The sequence below is a fragment of the Methylotenera mobilis JLW8 genome, assembly GCF_000023705.1.
Lineage (GTDB): Bacteria > Pseudomonadota > Gammaproteobacteria > Burkholderiales > Methylophilaceae > Methylotenera > Methylotenera mobilis.
In genome coordinates this window covers 1,143,877-1,164,524 of the sequence record NC_012968.1, presented here as the reverse complement: position 1 = coordinate 1,164,524, position 20,648 = coordinate 1,143,877, and the positions used below count along the sequence as shown (strand labels likewise).

17 protein-coding genes are annotated in these 20,648 nt (G+C 45.1%); 8 read left to right on the top strand and 9 right to left on the bottom strand.

The features are described 5' to 3' along the window. Nucleotides 1–422 precede the first annotated feature (422 nt). Nucleotides 423–596, top strand: a complete 174-nt coding sequence (locus MMOL_RS12190; RefSeq protein ID WP_187287232.1) for a hypothetical protein — start codon at nucleotides 423–425, stop codon at nucleotides 594–596. A gap of 230 nt (nucleotides 597–826) precedes the next feature. On the opposite strand, the gene MMOL_RS05400 is transcribed toward MMOL_RS12190, so the two are convergent. The 3 genes from MMOL_RS05400 to MMOL_RS05390 all read right to left on the bottom strand — a co-directional run bounded on the left by MMOL_RS05400 (nucleotide 827) and on the right by MMOL_RS05390 (nucleotide 5,411). Further along, complete coding sequence (locus tag MMOL_RS05400) at nucleotides 827–3,238, bottom strand: EAL domain-containing protein (RefSeq protein WP_015832008.1); 2,412 nt, start codon at nucleotides 3,236–3,238, stop codon at nucleotides 827–829. Nucleotides 3,239–3,589: 351 nt separating this feature from the next. Next, nucleotides 3,590–4,789: an NO-inducible flavohemoprotein gene (gene hmpA, locus MMOL_RS05395; protein WP_015832007.1), complete on the bottom strand. Its 1,200-nt coding sequence runs from the start codon at nucleotides 4,787–4,789 to the stop codon at nucleotides 3,590–3,592. Between the two features lie 181 nt (nucleotides 4,790–4,970). Continuing rightward, nucleotides 4,971–5,411, bottom strand: coding sequence for an Rrf2 family transcriptional regulator (locus MMOL_RS05390; RefSeq protein ID WP_015832006.1), 441 nt, complete (start codon nucleotides 5,409–5,411; stop codon nucleotides 4,971–4,973). 302 nt (nucleotides 5,412–5,713) lie between these two features. Between MMOL_RS05390 and nirK the strand changes: the two genes are divergently transcribed. The 6 genes from nirK to MMOL_RS05360 all read left to right on the top strand — a co-directional run bounded on the left by nirK (nucleotide 5,714) and on the right by MMOL_RS05360 (nucleotide 10,871). After that, the gene (nirK, locus tag MMOL_RS05385; RefSeq protein WP_015832005.1) at nucleotides 5,714–7,156 is read left to right on the top strand and encodes a copper-containing nitrite reductase; all 1,443 of its coding nucleotides are present in this window, start codon (nucleotides 5,714–5,716) and stop codon (nucleotides 7,154–7,156) included. Continuing rightward, on the top strand, nucleotides 7,146–7,949 hold the full coding sequence (locus tag MMOL_RS05380) for a formylglycine-generating enzyme family protein (RefSeq protein ID WP_015832004.1): 804 nt from the start codon (nucleotides 7,146–7,148) through the stop codon (nucleotides 7,947–7,949). The genes nirK and MMOL_RS05380 overlap by 11 nt, the downstream gene beginning before the upstream one ends. Then, complete coding sequence (locus MMOL_RS05375; protein WP_015832003.1) at nucleotides 7,946–8,557, top strand: SCO family protein; 612 nt, start codon at nucleotides 7,946–7,948, stop codon at nucleotides 8,555–8,557. The genes MMOL_RS05380 and MMOL_RS05375 overlap by 4 nt, the downstream gene beginning before the upstream one ends. Before the next feature lie 6 nt (nucleotides 8,558–8,563). Further along, the gene (locus tag MMOL_RS05370) at nucleotides 8,564–8,905 is read left to right on the top strand and encodes a metal-sulfur cluster assembly factor (RefSeq protein ID WP_015832002.1); all 342 of its coding nucleotides are present in this window, start codon (nucleotides 8,564–8,566) and stop codon (nucleotides 8,903–8,905) included. A 117-nt stretch (nucleotides 8,906–9,022) separates the two neighbouring features. After that, on the top strand, nucleotides 9,023–10,117 hold the full coding sequence (locus tag MMOL_RS05365; RefSeq protein ID WP_015832001.1) for a hypothetical protein: 1,095 nt from the start codon (nucleotides 9,023–9,025) through the stop codon (nucleotides 10,115–10,117). Nucleotides 10,118–10,187: 70 nt separating this feature from the next. Continuing rightward, nucleotides 10,188–10,871, top strand: a complete 684-nt coding sequence (locus tag MMOL_RS05360) for a Crp/Fnr family transcriptional regulator (protein ID WP_015832000.1) — start codon at nucleotides 10,188–10,190, stop codon at nucleotides 10,869–10,871. On the opposite strand, the gene MMOL_RS05355 is transcribed toward MMOL_RS05360, so the two are convergent. From MMOL_RS05355 to MMOL_RS05330, 6 genes are all read right to left on the bottom strand, one after another. Next, nucleotides 10,868–12,697 carry a nitric oxide reductase activation protein NorD gene (locus MMOL_RS05355; RefSeq protein ID WP_015831999.1) on the bottom strand — a complete coding sequence of 610 codons (1,830 nt, stop codon included), beginning with the start codon at nucleotides 12,695–12,697 and terminating at the stop codon, nucleotides 10,868–10,870. The genes MMOL_RS05360 and MMOL_RS05355 overlap by 4 nt on opposite strands. Beyond that, nucleotides 12,697–13,491, bottom strand: coding sequence for a CbbQ/NirQ/NorQ/GpvN family protein (locus MMOL_RS05350; RefSeq protein WP_015831998.1), 795 nt, complete (start codon nucleotides 13,489–13,491; stop codon nucleotides 12,697–12,699). The genes MMOL_RS05355 and MMOL_RS05350 overlap by 1 nt, the downstream gene beginning before the upstream one ends. A 54-nt stretch (nucleotides 13,492–13,545) precedes the next feature. Next, a complete protein-coding gene (locus MMOL_RS05345; RefSeq protein ID WP_238524398.1) occupies nucleotides 13,546–13,809 on the bottom strand; it encodes a cytochrome C oxidase subunit IV family protein in 264 nt (87 codons plus the stop codon). 13 nt (nucleotides 13,810–13,822) lie between these two features. Beyond that, a complete protein-coding gene (locus tag MMOL_RS05340; protein ID WP_015831996.1) occupies nucleotides 13,823–14,452 on the bottom strand; it encodes a cytochrome c oxidase subunit 3 family protein in 630 nt (209 codons plus the stop codon). 94 nt (nucleotides 14,453–14,546) lie between these two features. Next, on the bottom strand, nucleotides 14,547–15,920 hold the full coding sequence (locus MMOL_RS05335; protein ID WP_015831995.1) for a cbb3-type cytochrome c oxidase subunit I: 1,374 nt from the start codon (nucleotides 15,918–15,920) through the stop codon (nucleotides 14,547–14,549). Nucleotides 15,921–15,944: 24 nt separating this feature from the next. Next, nucleotides 15,945–16,370, bottom strand: a complete 426-nt coding sequence (locus MMOL_RS05330) for a c-type cytochrome (protein WP_015831994.1) — start codon at nucleotides 16,368–16,370, stop codon at nucleotides 15,945–15,947. Nucleotides 16,371–16,623: 253 nt separating this feature from the next. Between MMOL_RS05330 and MMOL_RS05325 the strand changes: the two genes are divergently transcribed. Next, a complete protein-coding gene (locus tag MMOL_RS05325; protein WP_015831993.1) occupies nucleotides 16,624–20,613 on the top strand; it encodes an EAL domain-containing protein in 3,990 nt (1,329 codons plus the stop codon). Nucleotides 20,614–20,648 lie beyond the last annotated feature (35 nt).

Sequence of the window (20,648 nt, the reverse complement as noted above, 5' to 3'; positions counted from 1 at the left end):
GTCTATCTTTTTAAATTTTAAATAACTTTAAAAACATTATTTTTAGATCAGCTTTTTATTAAAGCCACATCTATGCCAACGTAAAGAAAATACACTAACCATATGTATTTATTAATTTAATTAATTGATTCAGGCTGGCGTTATAACGTGACTTATGGCTCTATTCAGCCTAATGCTGGCTGAAATCAACAAACAAGATAACTCACTAACAGATGATGATCACTTTTGTACGGCAGTCATCTAATAAAGAGCAATTTTTGTGGGAACACTTAAACTGAAGCACATCATCGGATGTTTGAAAACCAACTCATCAGATTCAAATGGTGTGTGTGGTATCGTACAGATTAGGTTTGCTAACATCTGCGAACATATAACGCTCCTAGTACGTGAAAACGTTACTCAAAATAAATAGGAGAATGAATATGATAGAAATGGTAAATACTTTTGCCAAGGTAAGCAGGCAACCAGTACCGTATAAAGTAGTGGCAAGGCGTCTGGGGGATGTAGCCCAGCGCCATGTCTACACTCGCTTGGCACATGATTTGATTAGCTGGGATGTTAAACGCAACATTGCTCAGATGTGCGCGGACGCATGATACTGGCAAGACAAAACAAGTGAAGTCAGATAACGCAGTATTGCCATAGCATACCAGCTAAAATCAGCGCACATGCGTAATCAACCTTGGCTGTATTTAGGTTTGGTGGCATTTACATAAGCCCTTGCTTTTCTGAAGTATCAAGCGCAAGGTATAGCAACACCGACAAGCACATGCTTCTGGCACAAATAATGTGCATAGTGCAGAACTAAACGCCCTTCCAGTACTAGCTATCCAATACTCTTCGATAGTTGACTGCTCACGCCACTCAGCATCGCCATTGCGGCAATACTGATGTCAGCAACGATTATCGACTCCAAGCCACCCAACCGATTAAGAATAGGCAACGATACCGTCAAACAAAAATCTTCTGTCGCTGTTGATAAGTAAATATTCGAGATATACGGCTTGAGCGCTTCATGCGCTGCGCTGTAATAAGCTTGTTGGCTACGATCAACTCCTGCCCCACCCGCTTTAATCTTGCCGTACATGTTCGGGTTAATCCAATTAGGATAGCGCTGTACTCCATCAGCGTTAAGCTCAAATACCACCTCAAAAAATGGATAATCAGTAAAGCAGCTATCCATACAGTGTGAATCTTCCGAGCGACGATATGTAAGTAGGGATTGCAATGCCTCCAACGCGCGTGCCTGCCAATCGGAATGCACCTCATGCTCTGGTACTACCAACCTAGGCGTCGCTTCTTCCACCACAATGATACTGCCAATGTTAGATTTTCCTATTTTTTTCAGGTAAGCGGCACGCTCTGCAGCCGCAACACTATTAGATAGTGCACCCTGACTGCCATTGACGACTGCAATTGAGATACTGGCAACGGGATGCTCGCAGCCATCTTCTGTGGTAAAAAATCCACGCTCTAGGTCTGATGCGTCATATAAGTGACTGGCAAGGTCTTGAAAATGATAGATGACATCCAGCAACTTGTCTTCAAGGCTTGTATTGATGTGATCAAGAATCAACACAAAATCATCACCGCCAATATGGCCTACTAATATTCCTGCAGCACCAAGAAACTCTTGCCGGACTATTTCGGATAATAAACGAATCATGGCATCGCCACGGATAAACCCATACCTGTCGTTGTAAGCCTTAAAGTGATCAAGATCAATATAGACTAATACTGTGTTGGGGTTGTTGCGTAAGCTGACATCTAGCGATTGTCGTAATGTTGGCCCTGTGGTCAGCTGGCTAAGTGGATGCAGGCTAGCAGTACTCATCTTGCGGCTGATTAGCTGCGCCATGATTTCCAGTGGCTGTAAAATGCCGATATATATGCCATCATCACCCACCATAATCCAGGGTTCGGCATCACCACGCTCCAGATAGAGCCCGCGCGCCAATAATGAAGATGGAGTACGGCTGTTAACCATCTTCGGCAATGCATCACAATAAGCCCCCAATGAGTTACTACGCTGGGTAAATACTTTGCCACGCCTGAGTAAGCCGATAGGCCGCAAATTATCCAGCACCACAGCAATTTCGGTATCTGGGTGCTTCCGGAAAAGGGCTCGGGCCTCTTCAATGGAAGTATTAACCTCTATCGTTAGCCCGCGCATTACAAACTCGCCAATTCTGAACTCATCTGAAATATGCGAGCGATGCGCCTCATCCTGTTTAGGCAACTCTGTTACCGACCGGGTCGGCTTACTTTCTGGTTTTGCAAAGTAATAGCCTTGTGCATAGGCAAGCCCCAAATCTAGGCAGAAGTTGATATCCTCAACGCGCTCCAAGCCCTCAGCCACCACAGTACAGCCAAGTCTTTGCGCCATGGAGATAATGGCTTCCAGCAAGACCGTACGCACACGGCTACCTTGTGCTTCGTGGACAATTGCGCGATCAATTTTTATATAGTCAGCACGAACAGCGGCTAATGTACGTAAGCCATTGAAGCCAGAGCCCATATCATCCAGTGCGATACGCAGGCCGTGGGCACGAATTTCATCGCAGCACTCCGATAAAAGCTCGGGAGATACTTTCTCACTTTCAACAATTTCAATCACAACCTCACGTTGTTCAATGCCATATTTATTGATGGTTTCCAGCATCATGGACAACCAGCGCTTTTTCATCATGGTTTGCGGTAGCACATTAATGAAAATAGGCGTGCCTGGTGCAATTGAATGCGCTTTTCCAACCAAAGCACTTTGCTGACAAGCAATATCCAGCTCTTCGCTACATTTCAGTTGGTTCGCCAACTTAAATGACTCTTCGCCATTCAGCAACTCGCCTGATGGATTCTTGATGCGACACAAAGCCTCATAGGCGAAAATTTTTCCGTTCTGGGCAAAATCAACAATAGGCTGGAAATATATCTGCACATGTAGACCAATGTCATCTAGCAACCATGAGTGCAGGCGTCTGGTATAAAAGGTGTTGAATGGCAGTATGGCCGGAATCACTGCTGCAGGATCTACCGGGCTATTATCTTTTGCGACCATCACATAAGAATTATCAAGCAGCTGTTCCGGTAGCTTATCCGCAAGCTGGTTGAGCGTGTGCGTTAATGACTCCTCATCATCGAAGTCAAAAATTAAAACAGTCTTTTCAGGGTTATGTGTATGCGTTAAATTAAGGTTGGCAAGATCAAAGGTCTGATCTGATGTATTTAAATATAATTTCATGCGCTAGTTGTTCTTTTCTATGATCAAAAATCAAAGAATAACTAAGCAATAACTGCGCCAATACCCACGGTATGCATACCAAAAGCTTAAGCCAACAAAGATGGTTTAAGCTTTTGGGATAGAAAAAGAGAAACCAACGAATTAACGAACGCCCCAGCCAACTGTAATTCACAGCGTTTGCTGCGCTCCACCTTAGTGCCTGGCTTGCAAGGCGAATTACCCAAAACTTTCAAATCTACAGGTAAAGGCAACATTACATCGCAAAAGAGTAATCAGTTAAATCGCATATAAATGCCAAAATTCGGTGAGCATTAGCCTTCAAGCTCACCGAATCAATGCATCAACGCACCATTAAATGATATGGTTCAGGCTTTCTGGCCCAAACACCTCTCTATGTATCATGCTAGGGTCAACGCCAAGCTCAAGTAACGCATCTCGCTGATCGTCCATAAAGGATTGCGGTCCGCAGATGTAATAAATGCCATCTTTAAAGTCTGCCGAAATATGCGCTGACAAGTCCATACGCCCTTCTTGCTCGTCTGCATGCTGTTTTTTTGATTCATTTAAAAAGAAAACCGTTTTAAGCTGATTTAATTCATCTTTAGCTTGTTGGATTTCGTCTAAATGCGCGATGCTAGCGCGGCTTCTGGCAGCGTGGGCAAATAATACCTTTCGGGTTGGGTTGTTAATAGAAATTTCTTTAACCATTGAAATCATCGGAGTAATACCAACGCCGGCGGAAATTAATCCTATCGGCTGCTGCGCCAAGACATCTGGGGTAAAGTTGCCACATGGATAGCTGATATCAACCACACTACCCACCCGCACATGCTGATGCAGCCAGTTTGATACATTACCGCGTGGCTTGTATTCATCGCCTTTTTCACGCTTAACTGTAATTTTATAGGTGTTATCCTGATTCGCATCAGACAAACTATATTGTCTGATTTGCCTTAAATTAAGCTCTTCAATATGCACAGCCACACTAATGTATTGACCAGGTTTAAATTTAGGCAATGCTAAGCCGCTTTCTGCCTGCAGGGTGAAAGTCACCACATCATCGGATTGATGCTGTTTATCGACCACTTTTACTTTAAGCCACTCATCTGGCTGCTGATTATTCTGTTGATACAACTTCGCTTCTGCATCGATTAGTGCATCGGCTAGCAGTCCATAAGCCTCTTCCCATGCTGCTAATAGCTCAGGCGTTGCCGCATCACCTAGCACCCCTTTGATCGCGCCAATCAAATTACTGCCTACGATTGGATAATGCTCAGCCTTAATACCCACAGATACGTGCTTATGTACAATACGTTCAATCACTGGCGCCAAGGCTGCGCTGTTTTCAATATTAGCGGCATAAGCAAATACGGCAGCGGCTAATGATTGCTGTTGAGAGCCATTGGCTTGGTTACCCATGTTAAAGAGATTTTTCAGCTCAGGGTGTGATGCAAACATATTCTTATAAAACAATGTGGTAATTGCAAGACCATGCTGCCTGAGCACAGGAACGCTGGCGTCTATATAGGGTTTTGCTGCTGCTGATAACATAACTATCTCCTTATTAAGTTGCATTTAAAATGCTACATTTAAAATCTAAAAAAACACTCGTTCGAGTGTTGGTTAAATCCGAGCTGTAATTAAAACCAGCTAATTACGTTTAGCCAATGGTACCTGGCTACTTGCGACCCGTTAACAAAACTTAGCTGCCTAGGTTTGATTGCGCAAGATATTAGGCGACAAAGCGTTGATGCAATTTAATCACCGCTTGCTGTGTTTTTTGATCCACGATGCTTTGCAACGTGTATTTATTCATTTCCTCATAAAAGCTCTGTAAGCCGTGGTCCAAAATCTCTTTCAAATTACACTGGCCGCTCAAAACACAAGGCGGCTCACTGCAATTGATTAATGAGGTTTTATTCTCGAGCTCTCTTAAAACATTTCCCAGCTTTAGCTCAGATGGCTGAATACCAAGTCTTAAACCACCACTACGTCCACGCGTAGCGGAAACCCACTTTAACTTATTTAACCTAGCCACCACTTTAATCAGATGATTCCTCGGCACATCAAACTGCTGTGCAATCTCATTAATCGTGACCATAGAGTCGCCCACCTCTTGCGTGAGGTACATCAACACTCTTAAACTAAGATCAGTGAATTTGGTAATTTGCATATGAGAGATTCATTTTATATATGTTGCATTTAATATGCAACATATAGTCAATTAAAAAATAATACGTTAGAGAACTAAGCATGTTTTAAAAGCGGGATATAACATAACTAGATTGACAGTTAATTGTAGTTCAATGATGATTAATATTGCTATCTGCTGAAAATAATAACTTTTTACTAATTGATATGCATCAATTTATTTTCAAAGTAAATTAACTAACATGGCATAACATGCAGTCCAGATTCACTCTGTCCATGTGTTTTTTAATTCAATGCAGTAAATACTGGGGGAACGAGAAAATCATGAAAAAGATACCGCTTTTAGTACTGGGAGCTGCACTTTGTATGGCCAACATAGCTGTAGCAGCAACGGTTACCAAATCCAACAGCGACAAAGTGATTGGTCAAGAAACTGCAGTGCTGACCGATGCACCCGCCGTGCCTCCGCGCATTACCAGAAAACATGCCACTAAAGTTATCGTTAACCTTGAAGTGAAAGAACTGGAAGGCCGCCTTGCAGACGGCGTCAGCTATACTTTCTGGACTTTTGGCGGAAAAGTGCCTGGTAAGTTTATCCGCATTCGTGAGGGTGATGATGTTGAGTTTCACCTGAACAATCACCCTGATAACAAAATGCCGCACAACATCGACCTGCATGCAGTTACCGGCCCGGGTGGCGGCGCAGCGGCCTCTCTTACTGCTCCTGGTCATAGCTCGGTATTTTCATTCAAGGCGCTTAACCCTGGGCTATATGTATATCACTGCGCAACCGCACCTGTAGCCATGCACGTAGCTAACGGCATGTATGGGCTGATTCTTGTGGAGCCTAAAGCCGGCATGTCTAAAGTTGACCACGAGTTTTACGTCATGCAAGGGGACTTTTACACTCAGGGCAAAAACGGTGAACAAGGCTTGCAAGCATTCAGCATGGCTAAAGCAATTGATGAAAAACCTGAATATGTGGTGTTTAACGGTGCGGCTGGCGCATTGACTGGCGACAATGCGCTGAAAGCGAAAAAAGGCGACACTGTGCGGCTATTTGTTGGTGTTGGTGGCCCTAACCTAACCTCATCTTTTCACGTGATTGGTGAGATATTCGATAAAGTTAACCATGAGGGCAACACTGCCGCCCCTGCCAAAAACATACAAACGACAATGATTCCAGCAGGCGGTGCCGCCTATATGGAGTTTAAAGTGAACGTGCCTGGCACCTACATCATGGTAGACCACTCATTAACCCGAGCCTTTAATAAAGGCGCGTTAGGCATGCTAAAAGTATCTGGTGATGAAGATAAAACCATCTACTCAGGAAAAATGACTGATGAGGTTTACTTGCCTGAAGGTACTAGCATGAGAAATGCAGAAAGATCTCAAGCACAGGCACCTACTGCCAAAACCAAAGCAGACCGCGTAAAACTGGGTGAAGCTATCTACAATAACAACTGTGCGGCTTGCCACCAAACTACCGGTGTGGGTGTACCACAAGCATTCCCTCCCCTAGCAAAATCAGATTACTTGCTTAACGGCAAAGCACCTACCATCAAGGCAGTTACTGGTGGCTTACAGGGAAAACTGGTTGTTAACGGTAATGAGTACAATGGCGTGATGCCGGCATGGACCCTCAGCGATGAGGAGGTTGCCAATGTACTGACTTACATTTACAGCAGCTGGGGTAATAGCGGCGATGAGGTCACACCAGAAGAGGTGAAACAGCATCGTGTAGCACCTGTAAAACATGTCGAGTAACAGATTAAAACTCGCAACCCTGATAGCACTACCTGCCGCCCTTATTTACGGGGCGGCGGTATCTGCGGAAGAAATGGTAATGATTCCGCAAGGAAGTTTCACTCCTTTCTTTCTGAAGAAAGATTCGGCAAATAGCAGTACGGCAAGCAAAGTAAAAGTTGATGCATTCTGGATGGATGCCGCCCCTGTTACCAATCGCGAGTTTCAGGCCTTTGTAGGCCAACATCCGGACTGGCATCCGGCAAATGTCAAAAAGATATTTTCTGACTCACACTATCTAGAGCACTGGAAAAGCATACAAGGTGCGACTGATACAGCAAACCCAGATACACTCAACTTAGATGCCCCAGTAGTTAATGTGTCATGGTTTGCAGCCACGGCGTATTGCGAGGCACAGAATAAACGCATGCCATCGACCGATGAGTGGGAATACACCCTCAACGACAATGATCGGGATAAAGAAAACCTGCAGAAACAGATTATTGGTTGGTACTCAGTTCCTAACAGAGCGCCATTAGCCGTTAAAAGCCAGCCAGCCAATGGGTTTGCAGTGTTTGATATGGCAGGCCTAATTTGGGAGTGGACTGCAGATTTTAACAGCTATATGGCGCCACCTGACACTAGAAACTCTGGCGACAAGACCCTGTTTTGCGGAAGCGGCAGCCTGAACGCTAGCAACCTTGATGATTATGCTGCATTTATGCGGTACTCTTACCGTGAAAGCCTGAAAGGTAATTTTACAGGTAAAAACTTAGGATTCCGCTGTGCAAAAGATGCAAAGGATGAAAAATGAAAAAAACGCTAAAACATACACTCCTGTTGTCATTCATACTGGCTAGCACCTCTCCAGCATTTGCCGATAACCATGAGCATCACCATCACTCGCAGCAAACGGCAGTCTCAGCGGCCAGCACTGACTCTGTCTTCAATATCACAGACGATTGGACTGCGGCAAATGGCACTACTTTTCAGCTGAGCGCATTGGGAGGCAAGCCAACCGTGGTAGCCATGGTCTACACCTCATGCCAGTATGTTTGCCCTCTTACCGTGCAAAATATCAAACGCATAGAGCGTTCATTGAGCGCCGCACAGGCCACAAATGCTAACTTTGCCCTATTCTCGCTGGACCCGGAGCGCGACACCCCAGCAAAATTGGCAGAGTTTGCCAAGCTGCATGGCATCAACACTCCGTCTTGGACTTTAGCGCAAGGCAGTGCTGGCTCTATACGCAAGCTGGCAGTCACGCTAGGCGTTAAATACAAAAAAGTAGAGTCTGGTGATTATGAACATGATGCGACTATTTTTATTCTAGATAAGGACGGTGTGGTCAAATATCAGGCCGATGCTATGAGTAAAAATATGAATGGTGCATCAGATGCACTCAAAGTATTATTGAAGTGAATACGGATGACTCTAAACGCTAACCAACTTAACTTTAGTCAACTAAACATAGATGAACAGCGCATCTACTCTGCACTGCAATTGGTAATAGACCCAGAAATCGGCGAGAACCTGATCGACCTTGGCTTAATTTATGGCATTCAAATCCAGGACAACATTGCCAAGGTGACTTTTACTATGACTTCTCAGGCATGCCCGATGTCAGAAATGGTGATTGAAAACATACATGATGCAGTGAACCAAACACTGGCAGACAACATGGTGTTGGAACTGGATTTGGTTTGGGAACCCGCGTGGGAACCAGAGTTGATGAGCGCACAGGCAAAACAACGACTGGGCTGGGACTAAACAGATTACTATACAGCGCTATAGTACTACACTGACTCATAGTACAACTTCACTATAGGTACAAACTCAAGGTACACTTCACCAGCGCAATAGCCAGCCAACTACTAACATCTTTTTATGCAAACCAATCTCGCCGTGCACTATCGCATCCCAATGTTGATCGTAGGCTTCATCAGCCTGATATGTGGCATGTATGTCGGCTTGATCCGCTTAGGCTGGAGCTTGCCTGTATCCTCTACTACACATTTAGCGCTGCACGCGCCACTGATGGTATGCGGCTTTTTGGGTACTGTAATCTGCCTAGAGCGCGCAGTAGCCATCGGCGAGCGCTGGGCCTATCTGGCGCCATTATCCTCTGCCGTCGGCGTAGTTCTCATGACTGCAAATGCGGAGTCTTCCATGGCAGTAGTACTGATTTTTATCGCCAGTGCACTACTGAGCCTAGTCTCTCTGAAAATACTTGTTAAGCAACGCGAGCTCTTCACTTTTACATTACTCCTCGCCGCCTTGTGCTGGTGTATAGGCTGCTTGCTATGGTTGGCAGGCTTTAGTCTTGCCCGTATCATGCCTTGGTGGATAGGCTTCTTAATCATTACCATCGTCGGCGAGCGCCTGGAGTTATCTAGATTTATGCGCCCTAGCCAGGGCAGCAAATTACTTTTTATATTAGCTCTTTTATTGTTCTTTGAAGGGGCAACGCGCGCCTCGTTCAGCGCATGGCCTAACTTTCAACTACTTTCCGTGGCATTGGTCGTAATGACCTTATGGCTGATGCGTCATGACATCGTGCGCCACGCTATCCGCCAACAGGGGCTCACGCGCTATATTGCGATCGCCCTATGCAGCGGCTATGTCTGGTTATTAACTGCTGGCATTATTGGCTTAAGTTGGCCGGTGTTAACTGCTGGCTCTAGCTATGATGCCTTCAGCCACAGTATTTTTATCGGTTTTGTATTTTCTATGATATTCGGCCATGCTCCGCTTATCTTTCCGGCCATCACCAAAATAAAAATTCCTTACCATGCCAGCTTCTATCTGCCATTGGCACTACTGCATACTTCATTACTGGCAAGGGTAGTCGGTGACTTTCTATATCTACCTGCACTGCGCAAAGCTGGCGGCCTAATGCATGTGGTAGCCATAACCCTGTTTATACTGGTATTAGCTACAGCGGCACTGCGCAATAAAAAAGTAGGCGCATCTACAAAATAGCTGCATAATCCAAGCCCACTAGTTAACAACATTACCAGTTAATTAGATTAACAGTTAAAAAGGCGCGTAGATGAGTAAGCTGTTCATTTCCCAAGCTTTGTCAGCATTCTTTATGTTCAAGGAACTCAGTGCTGAACAAATCACCAGCATTGCAGAGCACTCTCAGCTGATTGATTACCCTAAGGGCACCTCCGTTTTTAACCGGGGAGAGGCTGCCGTTGGTCTTTACATTTTATTGAAGGGCCAATTAAAGCTGGGGGTTACCTCACCGCAAGGTAGTGAAAAAATCATCAGCATCGTCTCTCCGGGTGATAGCTTTGGCGAGGCTATTTTATTTCTGGAGCGCCAGTTTCCGGTATACGCGCAAGCCACGCTAGACTCTCAAGTATTATTGGTGCCTAAAAGTCTGATTTTTTCTATGCTGGACAACGACACCATGTTTGCACGCAAAATGCTGGCGGGGCTCTCGGTGCGGATGCACCAACTAGTGCAGGATATTGAAATGCTATCGTTGCAATCGTGTACCCAACGCTTTATCGGCTATTTATTACAGATTAGTGCTGATGCTACCGATGCCAGCAACATCACCCTACCGGCAAGTAAATCCACCATTGCCTCCCTGCTCAACCTGACCCCAGAAACCTTATCGCGCACCATGGCAAAACTACAGCAGCTAGGTTTAATCGAGGTAAATGGTAAGGATGTGATGATTATTGATGTGAAAAAACTGCGCAGTTACGACTTAGGCACTTAACGTGTCATTTGTGCGTACAGCAGCGGTAGCTCTTTAGGCAGGTCTTCAGGATTGCGAATCACCACATAACCGCCAGCACCAAACAAATGCGGCAGGTAATCACTAGCTTCTGTATCAATCGTGACGCAGAACGGCCGTAACCCTAGCTTTCTCGCCTCAATCAGGGCCACACGCGTATCCTCAATACCGTAGCGCCCTTCATACTGGTCTAAATCATTGGGCTTGCCATCAGTCAGTATTAGCAGCAAACGCTGCCGCTTTTTCTGCTGTGCCAATAAACTGGAAGCCTGCCTGATGGCCGCACCCATGCGCGTGTAATAGCCGGGTTTAATGGCAGTAATGCGGCCGCGCACTTGATTACTGTATTTTTCATCAAAGCCTTTAATGTAATGAAAGCGCACATGGCTACGTTTGAGAGAAGAAAAACCATAAAGTGCAAAGCTATCACCAGTGGCGGTAAGCGCCTCTGAAAATAACAATAAACTATCTCGAATTACATCAACGACACGGGCGTGATTAGAAACATAAGCATCGGTAGAAAGTGACAAGTCAGCCAGCAATAGGCAAGCAAGATCACGCTCCTGATTCACCTGCGCGCGGTAAAGCCCATGTTCAGAAGTTGGCATGGTACTGTTTCTTTCAGAGGTAAGCTGCACCCAGGCGTCCAGGTCTAGCTCCTCGCCATCTTGCTGACCTCTAAGCCAGTGCCTAGTTGGCGTTAGCGCCTGAAACTGACGTCTTAAACGATTAGCTGTGTTTTTTAAGTTATGCGGTAGCTCGCAAGGTTTAGCATCTGTGGCGATTAGCTGCTGTAAGCTACAGTAGTCAGGCTGCAACACCTGTTTTTTCCAATTCCACTCCGGCAATAATACGCCCTCACCCAGCGGCGTATCATCCGCAGCACTAGCTGGCAAATCCAAATCAAATCTGACATTGGCAGCGCTAGTCTTACCATCACGGGCAATGGTGAGGTTATCCATGTCTTCAGCCGCCAGTTGTGCAGTTTCAGCATCGTCCTCCTCATCCTGCGGGCGACTCACTTTCACAAACTCAGACCATGAAAACAAGCTCTCAGCGCGAAACATCATCAGAAAGCCGTTTTTATCTTCCACTGCGTCAGTACGTTGTGCCAGATGTTTACGCCGATTTTTTTTCTGCGTGGTCTGGCCAGCTTGCTCAGGAGAGCCGGTACCAGCAACAGATGAAGTCACACTAACAGGGGGATTAGGATGAGGCCACAATGGTACTGGCTGAAACGGACGCTTTGCCAGCGTAATCTCAGTAATCGTACCTGGGTATTGCAATGCTTGCCTGATTGCATGTTCCTGCGCGGCTTCATCTGCCGGTAGCTTATGCGGTGGAGTACGCATAGCAAGCAAAGCCTCGACCAGCCGAGTGTAGCGCCCCTGTAAGCCGGGAAACCGTTGCAAGGTACTTTGAGTAGCGTGCTGGTTTCTAACAATCCATGGTTGATTACTATCGCTATCTACTGCGGCCAGAGCTACCAGCCAGAAGTAAAGGTCACGATTTAGTGCATATTCGGCAAACAAATCTATCTGCGATGGTAAGCGTAGCACCTCACCATCGCGCCATGACAACTCGATTTTTTCACCACTGCCAGCCATACGCTGTAGCAAGCGCCGGCGCGCACCGTGACGTATAGCCGGTGCGGCTGAAATGCCAAGCCCTGAGTCTCCGCCTAACGCCCTAAAAAATATAGCAGCTGATTTGGCAATATCATCCAGCTTAACGGCAGCTGCAGCATGACGCTTTTCTGCTGCGCCGGTAATCAGGCGATCCCACAGCTCTCCTACATACTCTTCCATTAACGGCCAAAGGTGGCGCTCACCACCTCGCTCAAGGCAACTGCAGTTTCGGTATCATCGGTTAAAGTTTCCACCAATGCGGCACGGCAAGCACGTACCGGGTCATAACCATCTTTAATCAAGGTTGCCGCATACACCAGGAGGCGGGTGCTGGCTACTTCTTCCAGATCATGATCACGCAGTGCTCTGAATGCACCCGCAATAGAGACCAGCCGTTTTGCGGTCATGCTATCAATACCGGTTTCTCCAACCAGTACAGCCTCCTCTTGCGCCGCTGTTGGGAAATCAAACGTTAGCGATACAAAACGCTGCCGTGTCGAAGGCTTCATGCCTTTTAGAAAATTTTGATAGCCCGGATTATACGAAACCACCAGCATAAACGATGGCGGCGCCTGCAATAGCTCGCCAGTACGGTCTATCGGCAGCATACGTCTGTCATCCGCCAGCGGGTGCAGCACAACCGTGGTATCTTTACGCGCCTCCACCACCTCATCCAAATAACAAATACCGCCTTCACGCACCGCGCGAGTTAACGGCCCATCATTCCAGATAGTTTCACCATCGCCTATCAAGTGCCGCCCTACCAAATCTGCCGCGGTCAAATCATCATGACAGGCCACCGTATGCAGTGGCAAACCAAGGCGCGCCGCCATATGTGAAACAAAGCGTGTTTTACCACAACCAGTGGGGCCTTTGATTAAGAGCGGCAGGCGATTTTTCCATGCGCGCTCAAACAGCTCACACTCATCACCGCTAGGTTCATAAAATGGAGTATTGCTTGTTTGTGTTTCCATAAAGTCTTTCAGTCACAAGTTTGTATTCACAAACGCTATTTAATTAGCGCCGTCTTACATTAAATAAGCGATAGCAACCATCACGCCTACCACCACAAAATACCCAAGAATAATGCCGCGCCAAAGCCAACTTACCTGACGCAACCCCATAAAGTAATTCGCGATCAACTGGCCTTTGATTAAGGCAATGACCAGCACACTCAGCATGATTGCCTTACCTGCAGTCACTTCCTCGCCAATAAAGTAAGTCACTATCGTAAGTGCAACCAGCGCTAGCCAGATGCATATAGAAAAATGGTTGTTAGATTGATTCATCATGACCTACCCATGATTAGTGAATGATATAAACCAGCGGGAAAAGTACTATCCATAACAAATCAACCATATGCCAAAACGAGGCGCCACTCTCTACGCCAAAATGCTCAGCCGCGCTATAGGCACCTTTGTTTAATTTATATACGACACAGGCCAAAATAATCATGCCCATCAGCACATGCATCAAGTGAAACGATGTCAGCGTCAGGTAGTACATATAAAAATCATTGGTTTCCAGCGTAATGCCTGCAGAAAACTTCTGAGAGAACTCCCATAATTTCACCACCACAAACATAGCACCCAATACCATAGCGCCGATTAGCCAGCGCGCAGACTGTTTAGCATTATTCACTTTAATTGCAGCAACCGAACGCACCACAAAATAACTGCTGCTAATCAGAATAACGGTATTCAGGGTGCCGAGGCCACGACTTAATGTAAGCTGAGATGCATTAAACACCTCCAACTGATGCGCACGCGCAAAGGCATAAACAATAAACAGCACGCCAAACACCAGCATTTCTGCAAGTATAAATATCCAGATAGCGAAGTCGCCGGGCAAATCTGCCGCTAGCTGGCTTTCTGCTTCATTTAGCTCAATCACATCTGGCTCTACTGCATCTGGCACAGCTGTATTTGTATTCATGCCACACTCCCAAACGACTGAGTCACCAGTTTAACGAAAAGAAGGAGGCAAGCCTCCTTCTTTGCCTTACCCTAATAAAAATCAGGGTAAAAGATTAACTCGCTTTAGTTTCACCTTTGATGAAAAAGCTAGTGATGTAGGCAATCAAGCCAATCAGGAACACCACACCCGCTACTTCACGCATCCAGTAGAAAATTGCGACTGAATCCTGTGTTGCCATAAAGCTCATCGGTACAGTAGCGATACGTTGTAACCATGTTTGCAGCACACCAGCCGCAGTCAGGAACAAGGTGATAAACACCATTGCCACTGTCATCAGCCAGAACGACCACATTTCCACTACTTGTGCTTTGTTGCCATTGGCGGCACGACCACGCAGTATAGGCATTGCGTACGAAATAATGGTCAGCACCACCATGGCATAAGCACCGTAGAACGCCATGTGGCCATGCGCTGCCGTGAGCTGTGTACCGTGTGTGTAATAGTTCACTGGCGCCAAAGTATGCATAAAGCCCCATACGCCAGCCCCCAAGAACGACATCACGCCAGTACCAAGTGCCCATAATGTTGCAGCTTGGTTAGGGTGCTCACGGCGACGTTTATTCACCATATTGAACGCAAAGATAGTCAGCATGAAGAACGGTATTGGTTCTAATGCGGAGAAAACACTACCCCACACTTGCCAGTAGGCAGGTGCGCCTATCCAGTAATAATGGTGACCAGTACCGATAATGCCGGTAATCAGGGTCATGGTGATAATGACATATAACCACTTCTCCACTACTTCACGGTCAACCCCGGTTACTTTAATCAACACGAAAGCCAGAATTGCACCTAGGATAAGCTCCCACACGCCCTCTACCCATAAATGCACTACCCACCACCAGTAATATTTATCTTTTACCAAGTTGTGCGGGTTGTAGAACGAGAACAGGAAGAACACGGCCAAGCCAACCAAACCCAACACCAGCACTAGACTAATGGCAGTTTTACGACCTTTCAGCATCGTCATCACAACATTAAACAGGAACGACAACACTACAATGACGATACCTACCTTGGTCGGTAATGGTTGCTCTAGGAACTCGCGCCCCATGGTGGCCAGTAAATCATTACCGGTAAGTTTCGCCAATGTCGCATAAGGCACCAAAAGGTAGCCCAGCACCGTGGCAGCACCCGCCGCTAAGAACACCCAAAATGTGATGAGTGCCAGCTTAGGGCTGAACAGCTCCGTTTCTGACTCTTCGGGTATTAAATAATAAGTTGCCCCCATGAAGCCGAACAGCAGCCATACGATAAGCAAGTTGGTGTGCACCATACGTGCGACGTTAAACGGAATTGCAGGAAATAGGAAATCTCCCACGACGTACTGCATGCCCATAATCAGGCCAAATATAATCTGGCCAAGAAACAAGGCGATTGCGGCGATAAAATAAGGCTTCGCCACTGCCTGAGATTGATATTGCATAATAACTCCTGGTAATGGTGACGGTTAACCTTCGATATTTGGCGGCCAATTATTGGTGTCAATTTCTGAGCTGTATTTCAGAAAGTCCACCAAATCATCCAACTCTTTATCCGTGAAATTAAACTGCGGCATTTGTCTTCTACCAGGAACACCGGTAGGCTGACCTTTAATCCATGCCTTGATAAAATCAGGACCGCGGCGTTTGTACACATTACCCAGCTCCGGCGCAAAATAAGCGCCCTCGCCTAGCAAAGTATGGCAACCGATGCAGTTATTGGTCTCCCACAACTTCTTACCATGAATCACCGAAGCTGTTAGATTTTGGCTGTTATCACGTTTTGGCAGCTTTTGATTGGTATCAAAAGTTAGCGCAAGAAACAGCAGGAAAAAAAACAGCGACCCTCCCATGAAAATATTACGCGCCATGGATTTAGTAAATCTTGTTGCCATTGCGTCCTCCCCCATTAATGTAAATGACGTTAAGAATGTACAGTATTGAAACTCACATATCCTTGACTTGGGTCAATTTCAAATTACCCTAGGATAAACCTGCCATCACAATATACACCAAAAGATACTTATATAAGACATAACATAGGTAATGACAAATATTAGTTAAAGACTAAATAAAAAATGCATTACACCAATCATGTGTTTCATGTAAACTTGGCCTAGAATAATTAATTGGTAGTTAATCATTTAAATGCAAATTAACACTAAACCAACTAGCCAAGCTCTGCAAAAAACGATTTTGTGGCTACTTACCGGCACTATATTATTAGTTGGTTCTGTGATCACCTATCAACTTTGGTCCAACGCTAGAGTTGAGAACTTACAAAAGCTCACTTCAGCCTTAGAAGACTCCGCAGATGTCACCGTTAGCAATCTTCAAGCGCGCTTTAATGCAATTTTGGTCATTATGCGCGGTGTTAAAGGGTTTATTGACGGCTCAGATACAGTTAAGCCAAATGAATTCCATACTTATATAAAATCCCTTAATTTAGGTGATAGGTTCGGCGTGCGGGGCATTGCCCTGGTTGAGCTTGTCGATAATACCAATAAAGAAGCACACATTACCCATATCCAAACGCGTGGGCTGGCTAATTATCAAATTAAACCTGCAGGAGAACGGCAGCGTTACGCGCCTATCACCTTAATTGAGCCTCTGGACGCTCTCAATGCCAAAGTGCTAGGGTTAGATGTATTAACTTTACCTACCGCATTAAATGCGCTGGAGCAAGCTAGGGACTCAAACAACCCGCGTATTTCAAAACGCATGACGCTTGGTCAGGATGCAGGTCAAAAAAATCAGCAGTCATTTGTCATGTACTTGCCAATTTATAAGAAAAACAGTGTCTTAAACAACGTAGAAGCCAGACGTAAGGCCATCATTGGCTGGGTAGATGTTCCCTTCCGCATGAATGACTTAATGAGTGGGTTTAAAGGTGAAATTGACCCAGACATCAATATCAGCATTTATCAGGGTAGTGAAGCCAATGAACAATCGTTTTTATACAAATCTTCACATCAACCACAAGAGTCTAAACACAATCACGAGAGAGCTTTGACTCAAATAATATCAAGAGTGATAGAGGTTGGCGGCACTAAGTGGACACTTTTTTTCCAAACCACACCAGCTTTTGAGACGCGAATTTTACCTTACGGTAAACCCATGCTCGTTGCCTTACTAGGCTCCACACTCACGATTTTGTCGGCATTTTTAGCATGGTTTTTATTGAGCAGCAGACAGCTTGCAGAAAGCCGTTACCAAAAACTGTTTGATCAAGCGAGTGATGGCGTTTTGGTCCTCGATCATCAACATCAATTTATTGCTGCTAATCTAGCGGCGACCAATATGTTAGGTTATCAACAAGGCGAATTACTCGGCATGCGCTTGCCAGATGTCCTAATCAATAACGTGACCAAGCACCCAGAATTCAACACCAACTTGATATCAGACATTCCTACTAAAGATGAATGGCAATACCGCCGTAAAGATGGGTCTCGGTTTATCGCTGAGGTGAACTGCAGAAAACTGGATAAAAATTACTATTTCACAATCATTCGAGACCTAACAGAGCGCAAACTGGCTGAAAATCGCATATTGCACCTTACCCAGTTGTACCAAGCCCTAAGTGAAGTCAACCAAGCTATTGTACGCATGGGTGATGATCATGAATTATTCCCAGTCGTTTGCCGCAGCTCTGTTAACTTTGGTGGCATGAAAATGGCATGGGTTGGTCAACTAGATGAAGAATCGCAACAGATTTTCCCTGTGGCAGTCCATGGTGATGGTATTGAGTATATTGATGGCTTAGTTATTTCAGCCAATGCCGACATTCCTGAAGGTCAAGGCCCTACTAGTACAGCATTAAGAAATAACCGAATGATGATTATCAACGATTTTTTAACAAGTCCAAATACCACGCTTTGGCTTGATAAAGCTAAGTACTTCGGATGGAGATCATCTGCTTGTTTTCCAATTCAGCGCGATCAAAAACCATTTGCCGTACTTAATGTTTATCATGAAAGCACTAACGCTTTTGACAGTGAAGCCATCGCCCTACTGCAAGAAATGGCAAGTGACATTAGTTTTGCACTCGATAACTTTGACAGAGAACAAAAAAAGCAAAAGCTCATGTCAGAGCTAGATTACGCAAACAAACGCATCAATCAAATTGTGAACCTTAGCCCTGCCGTGATTTATACACTTAAACCAAACGCAGAAGGTATATTTCACTCTGACTTTATCAGTGAAAATATCTATCAGATTACAGGGTATGCTAAAGATGAATGGCTTAAGGATAACTTCTGGCTTGACCATATACATACTGAAGATTTAGCTGCTGCTTTAGATTCTAAGAAAATCTTGTTTGAAACAGGGTCACTGAATCATCAATATCGATTCATGCATGCAAATGGTGGCTACATATGGATTGAAGACCAACTAACTTTAACGCGTGATAACAATGGTAAACCATTAGAAATCGTAGGCGCGTGGCTAGATATTACTGACCGCCTATCTGCTGAAGAGAAGCTGCGCCTCAACGCTAAGGTGTTTGAATCCAGTCGTGACGGTATTGTTATTACAGACAAAAATAACAAAATTATTTCAGTGAATAATGCCTTCACTACAATCACTGGCTATGAAGCCAAAGAGGTTGTCGGCAAGAATCCACACATGCTTGCATCAGAAAAACTAGAAGAGTCTTTCTACAGTGCAATGTGGGATAGCATTGGCGTCATGGGCTATTGGCAAGGAGAGGTAATTAACCAGCGTAAAAACGGCGAGATATACACTCAGTGGCTTTCTATCAGCACAATTAAAGATGCAGACGGTAAAATTTCACAGCATATTGGGATTATCAGCGACATTTCAGAGCGAAAAGTAGCTGAGGAACGTATACAGTTCTTAAGCAATTTTGACCCACTCACTAACTTGCCTAACAAGAATTTATTAAACGATAGAACGAAACTTGCTCTAGCCACCGCAAAACGCTTAAAAACAGCAGTAACGCTAATGTTTGTTGATCTTGACCGTTTCAAATTTATCAACGAATCACTAGGACCATCTATTGGTGACCAAGTAGTCAAAGAGCTTGCTGAGCGTTTTGTCGCTTATATGCGCCCAGAAGATACCGTATGCCGCCAAGGTGGTGATGAGTTTATTTTATTACTGCCCAATACAGATGCAGAAGGTGCAGCCCATGTCGCTAAAAAGCTATTGGATATCGTTGCACAACCTTTTAATTTTCATGGTCAAAAAATCGTACTGACAGCCAGTATTGGTATTTCTGCATATCCGCAGGATGGCGAAAGTTTTGAGCAATTAGCGCAGTCAGCAGATGCCGCACTATATCGTGCCAAATATGAAGGCCGTAATAACTTTCAGTTCTTTGCACGCCAAATGCATGAGCAAGCACACGATATTCTGCTACTCGAAAGCGAACTACGCAGTGCAATTGAGCATGAAGAGTTTTTACTGTATTACCAACCGCAGTACGATAGTAAAACATCTAAGATTATTGGGTTAGAGGCACTTATACGCTGGCAACATCCAGAAAAAGGATTGGTCTCCCCTGCCGTTTTTATTCCAATTGCTGAAGAAAGTGGTTTAATTGCCGAAATTGGCGATTGGGTGCTGCGTACGGCCGTGAAGCAGCTTGCCTCTTGGCAAGAGGCAGGCTTAGGTGCTGTACCCGTTGCTGTCAACTTATCTGTTGTCCAATTTCATCAAGACACGCTCTATGGTAGCGTGTGTCAAATTCTAAGAGATACCAAAGTTGACCCAAGCATGCTAGAGCTAGAATTGACTGAAGGGATCGCTATGGAAGATTCGGAGCGCACACTAAATGTCCTAAACCAACTCAACTCACTTGGCGTTAGACTTTCTATCGACGATTTTGGCACAGGCTACTCATCACTCAGCTACTTAAAAAAATTCAAAATTGATAAGCTGAAGATTGATCAATCTTTTGTACGTGGTATCGGAAGTCACCCTCAAGATGCCGCGATTATCACCGCAATTATCAGCATGGCAAAAAGCCTGAGCTTTAAAACCATTGCAGAAGGCGTAGAAACACTGGAACAACTTAACTTCTTAATCGCAAATAGCTGCGATGAAATCCAAGGCTATTATTTTAGCAAGCCACTTCCGAGCACTGAAGTCACAAAACTACTAGCCAATCAATAACAAGACCTTCCATTTTAAAACATACTGCATAACAC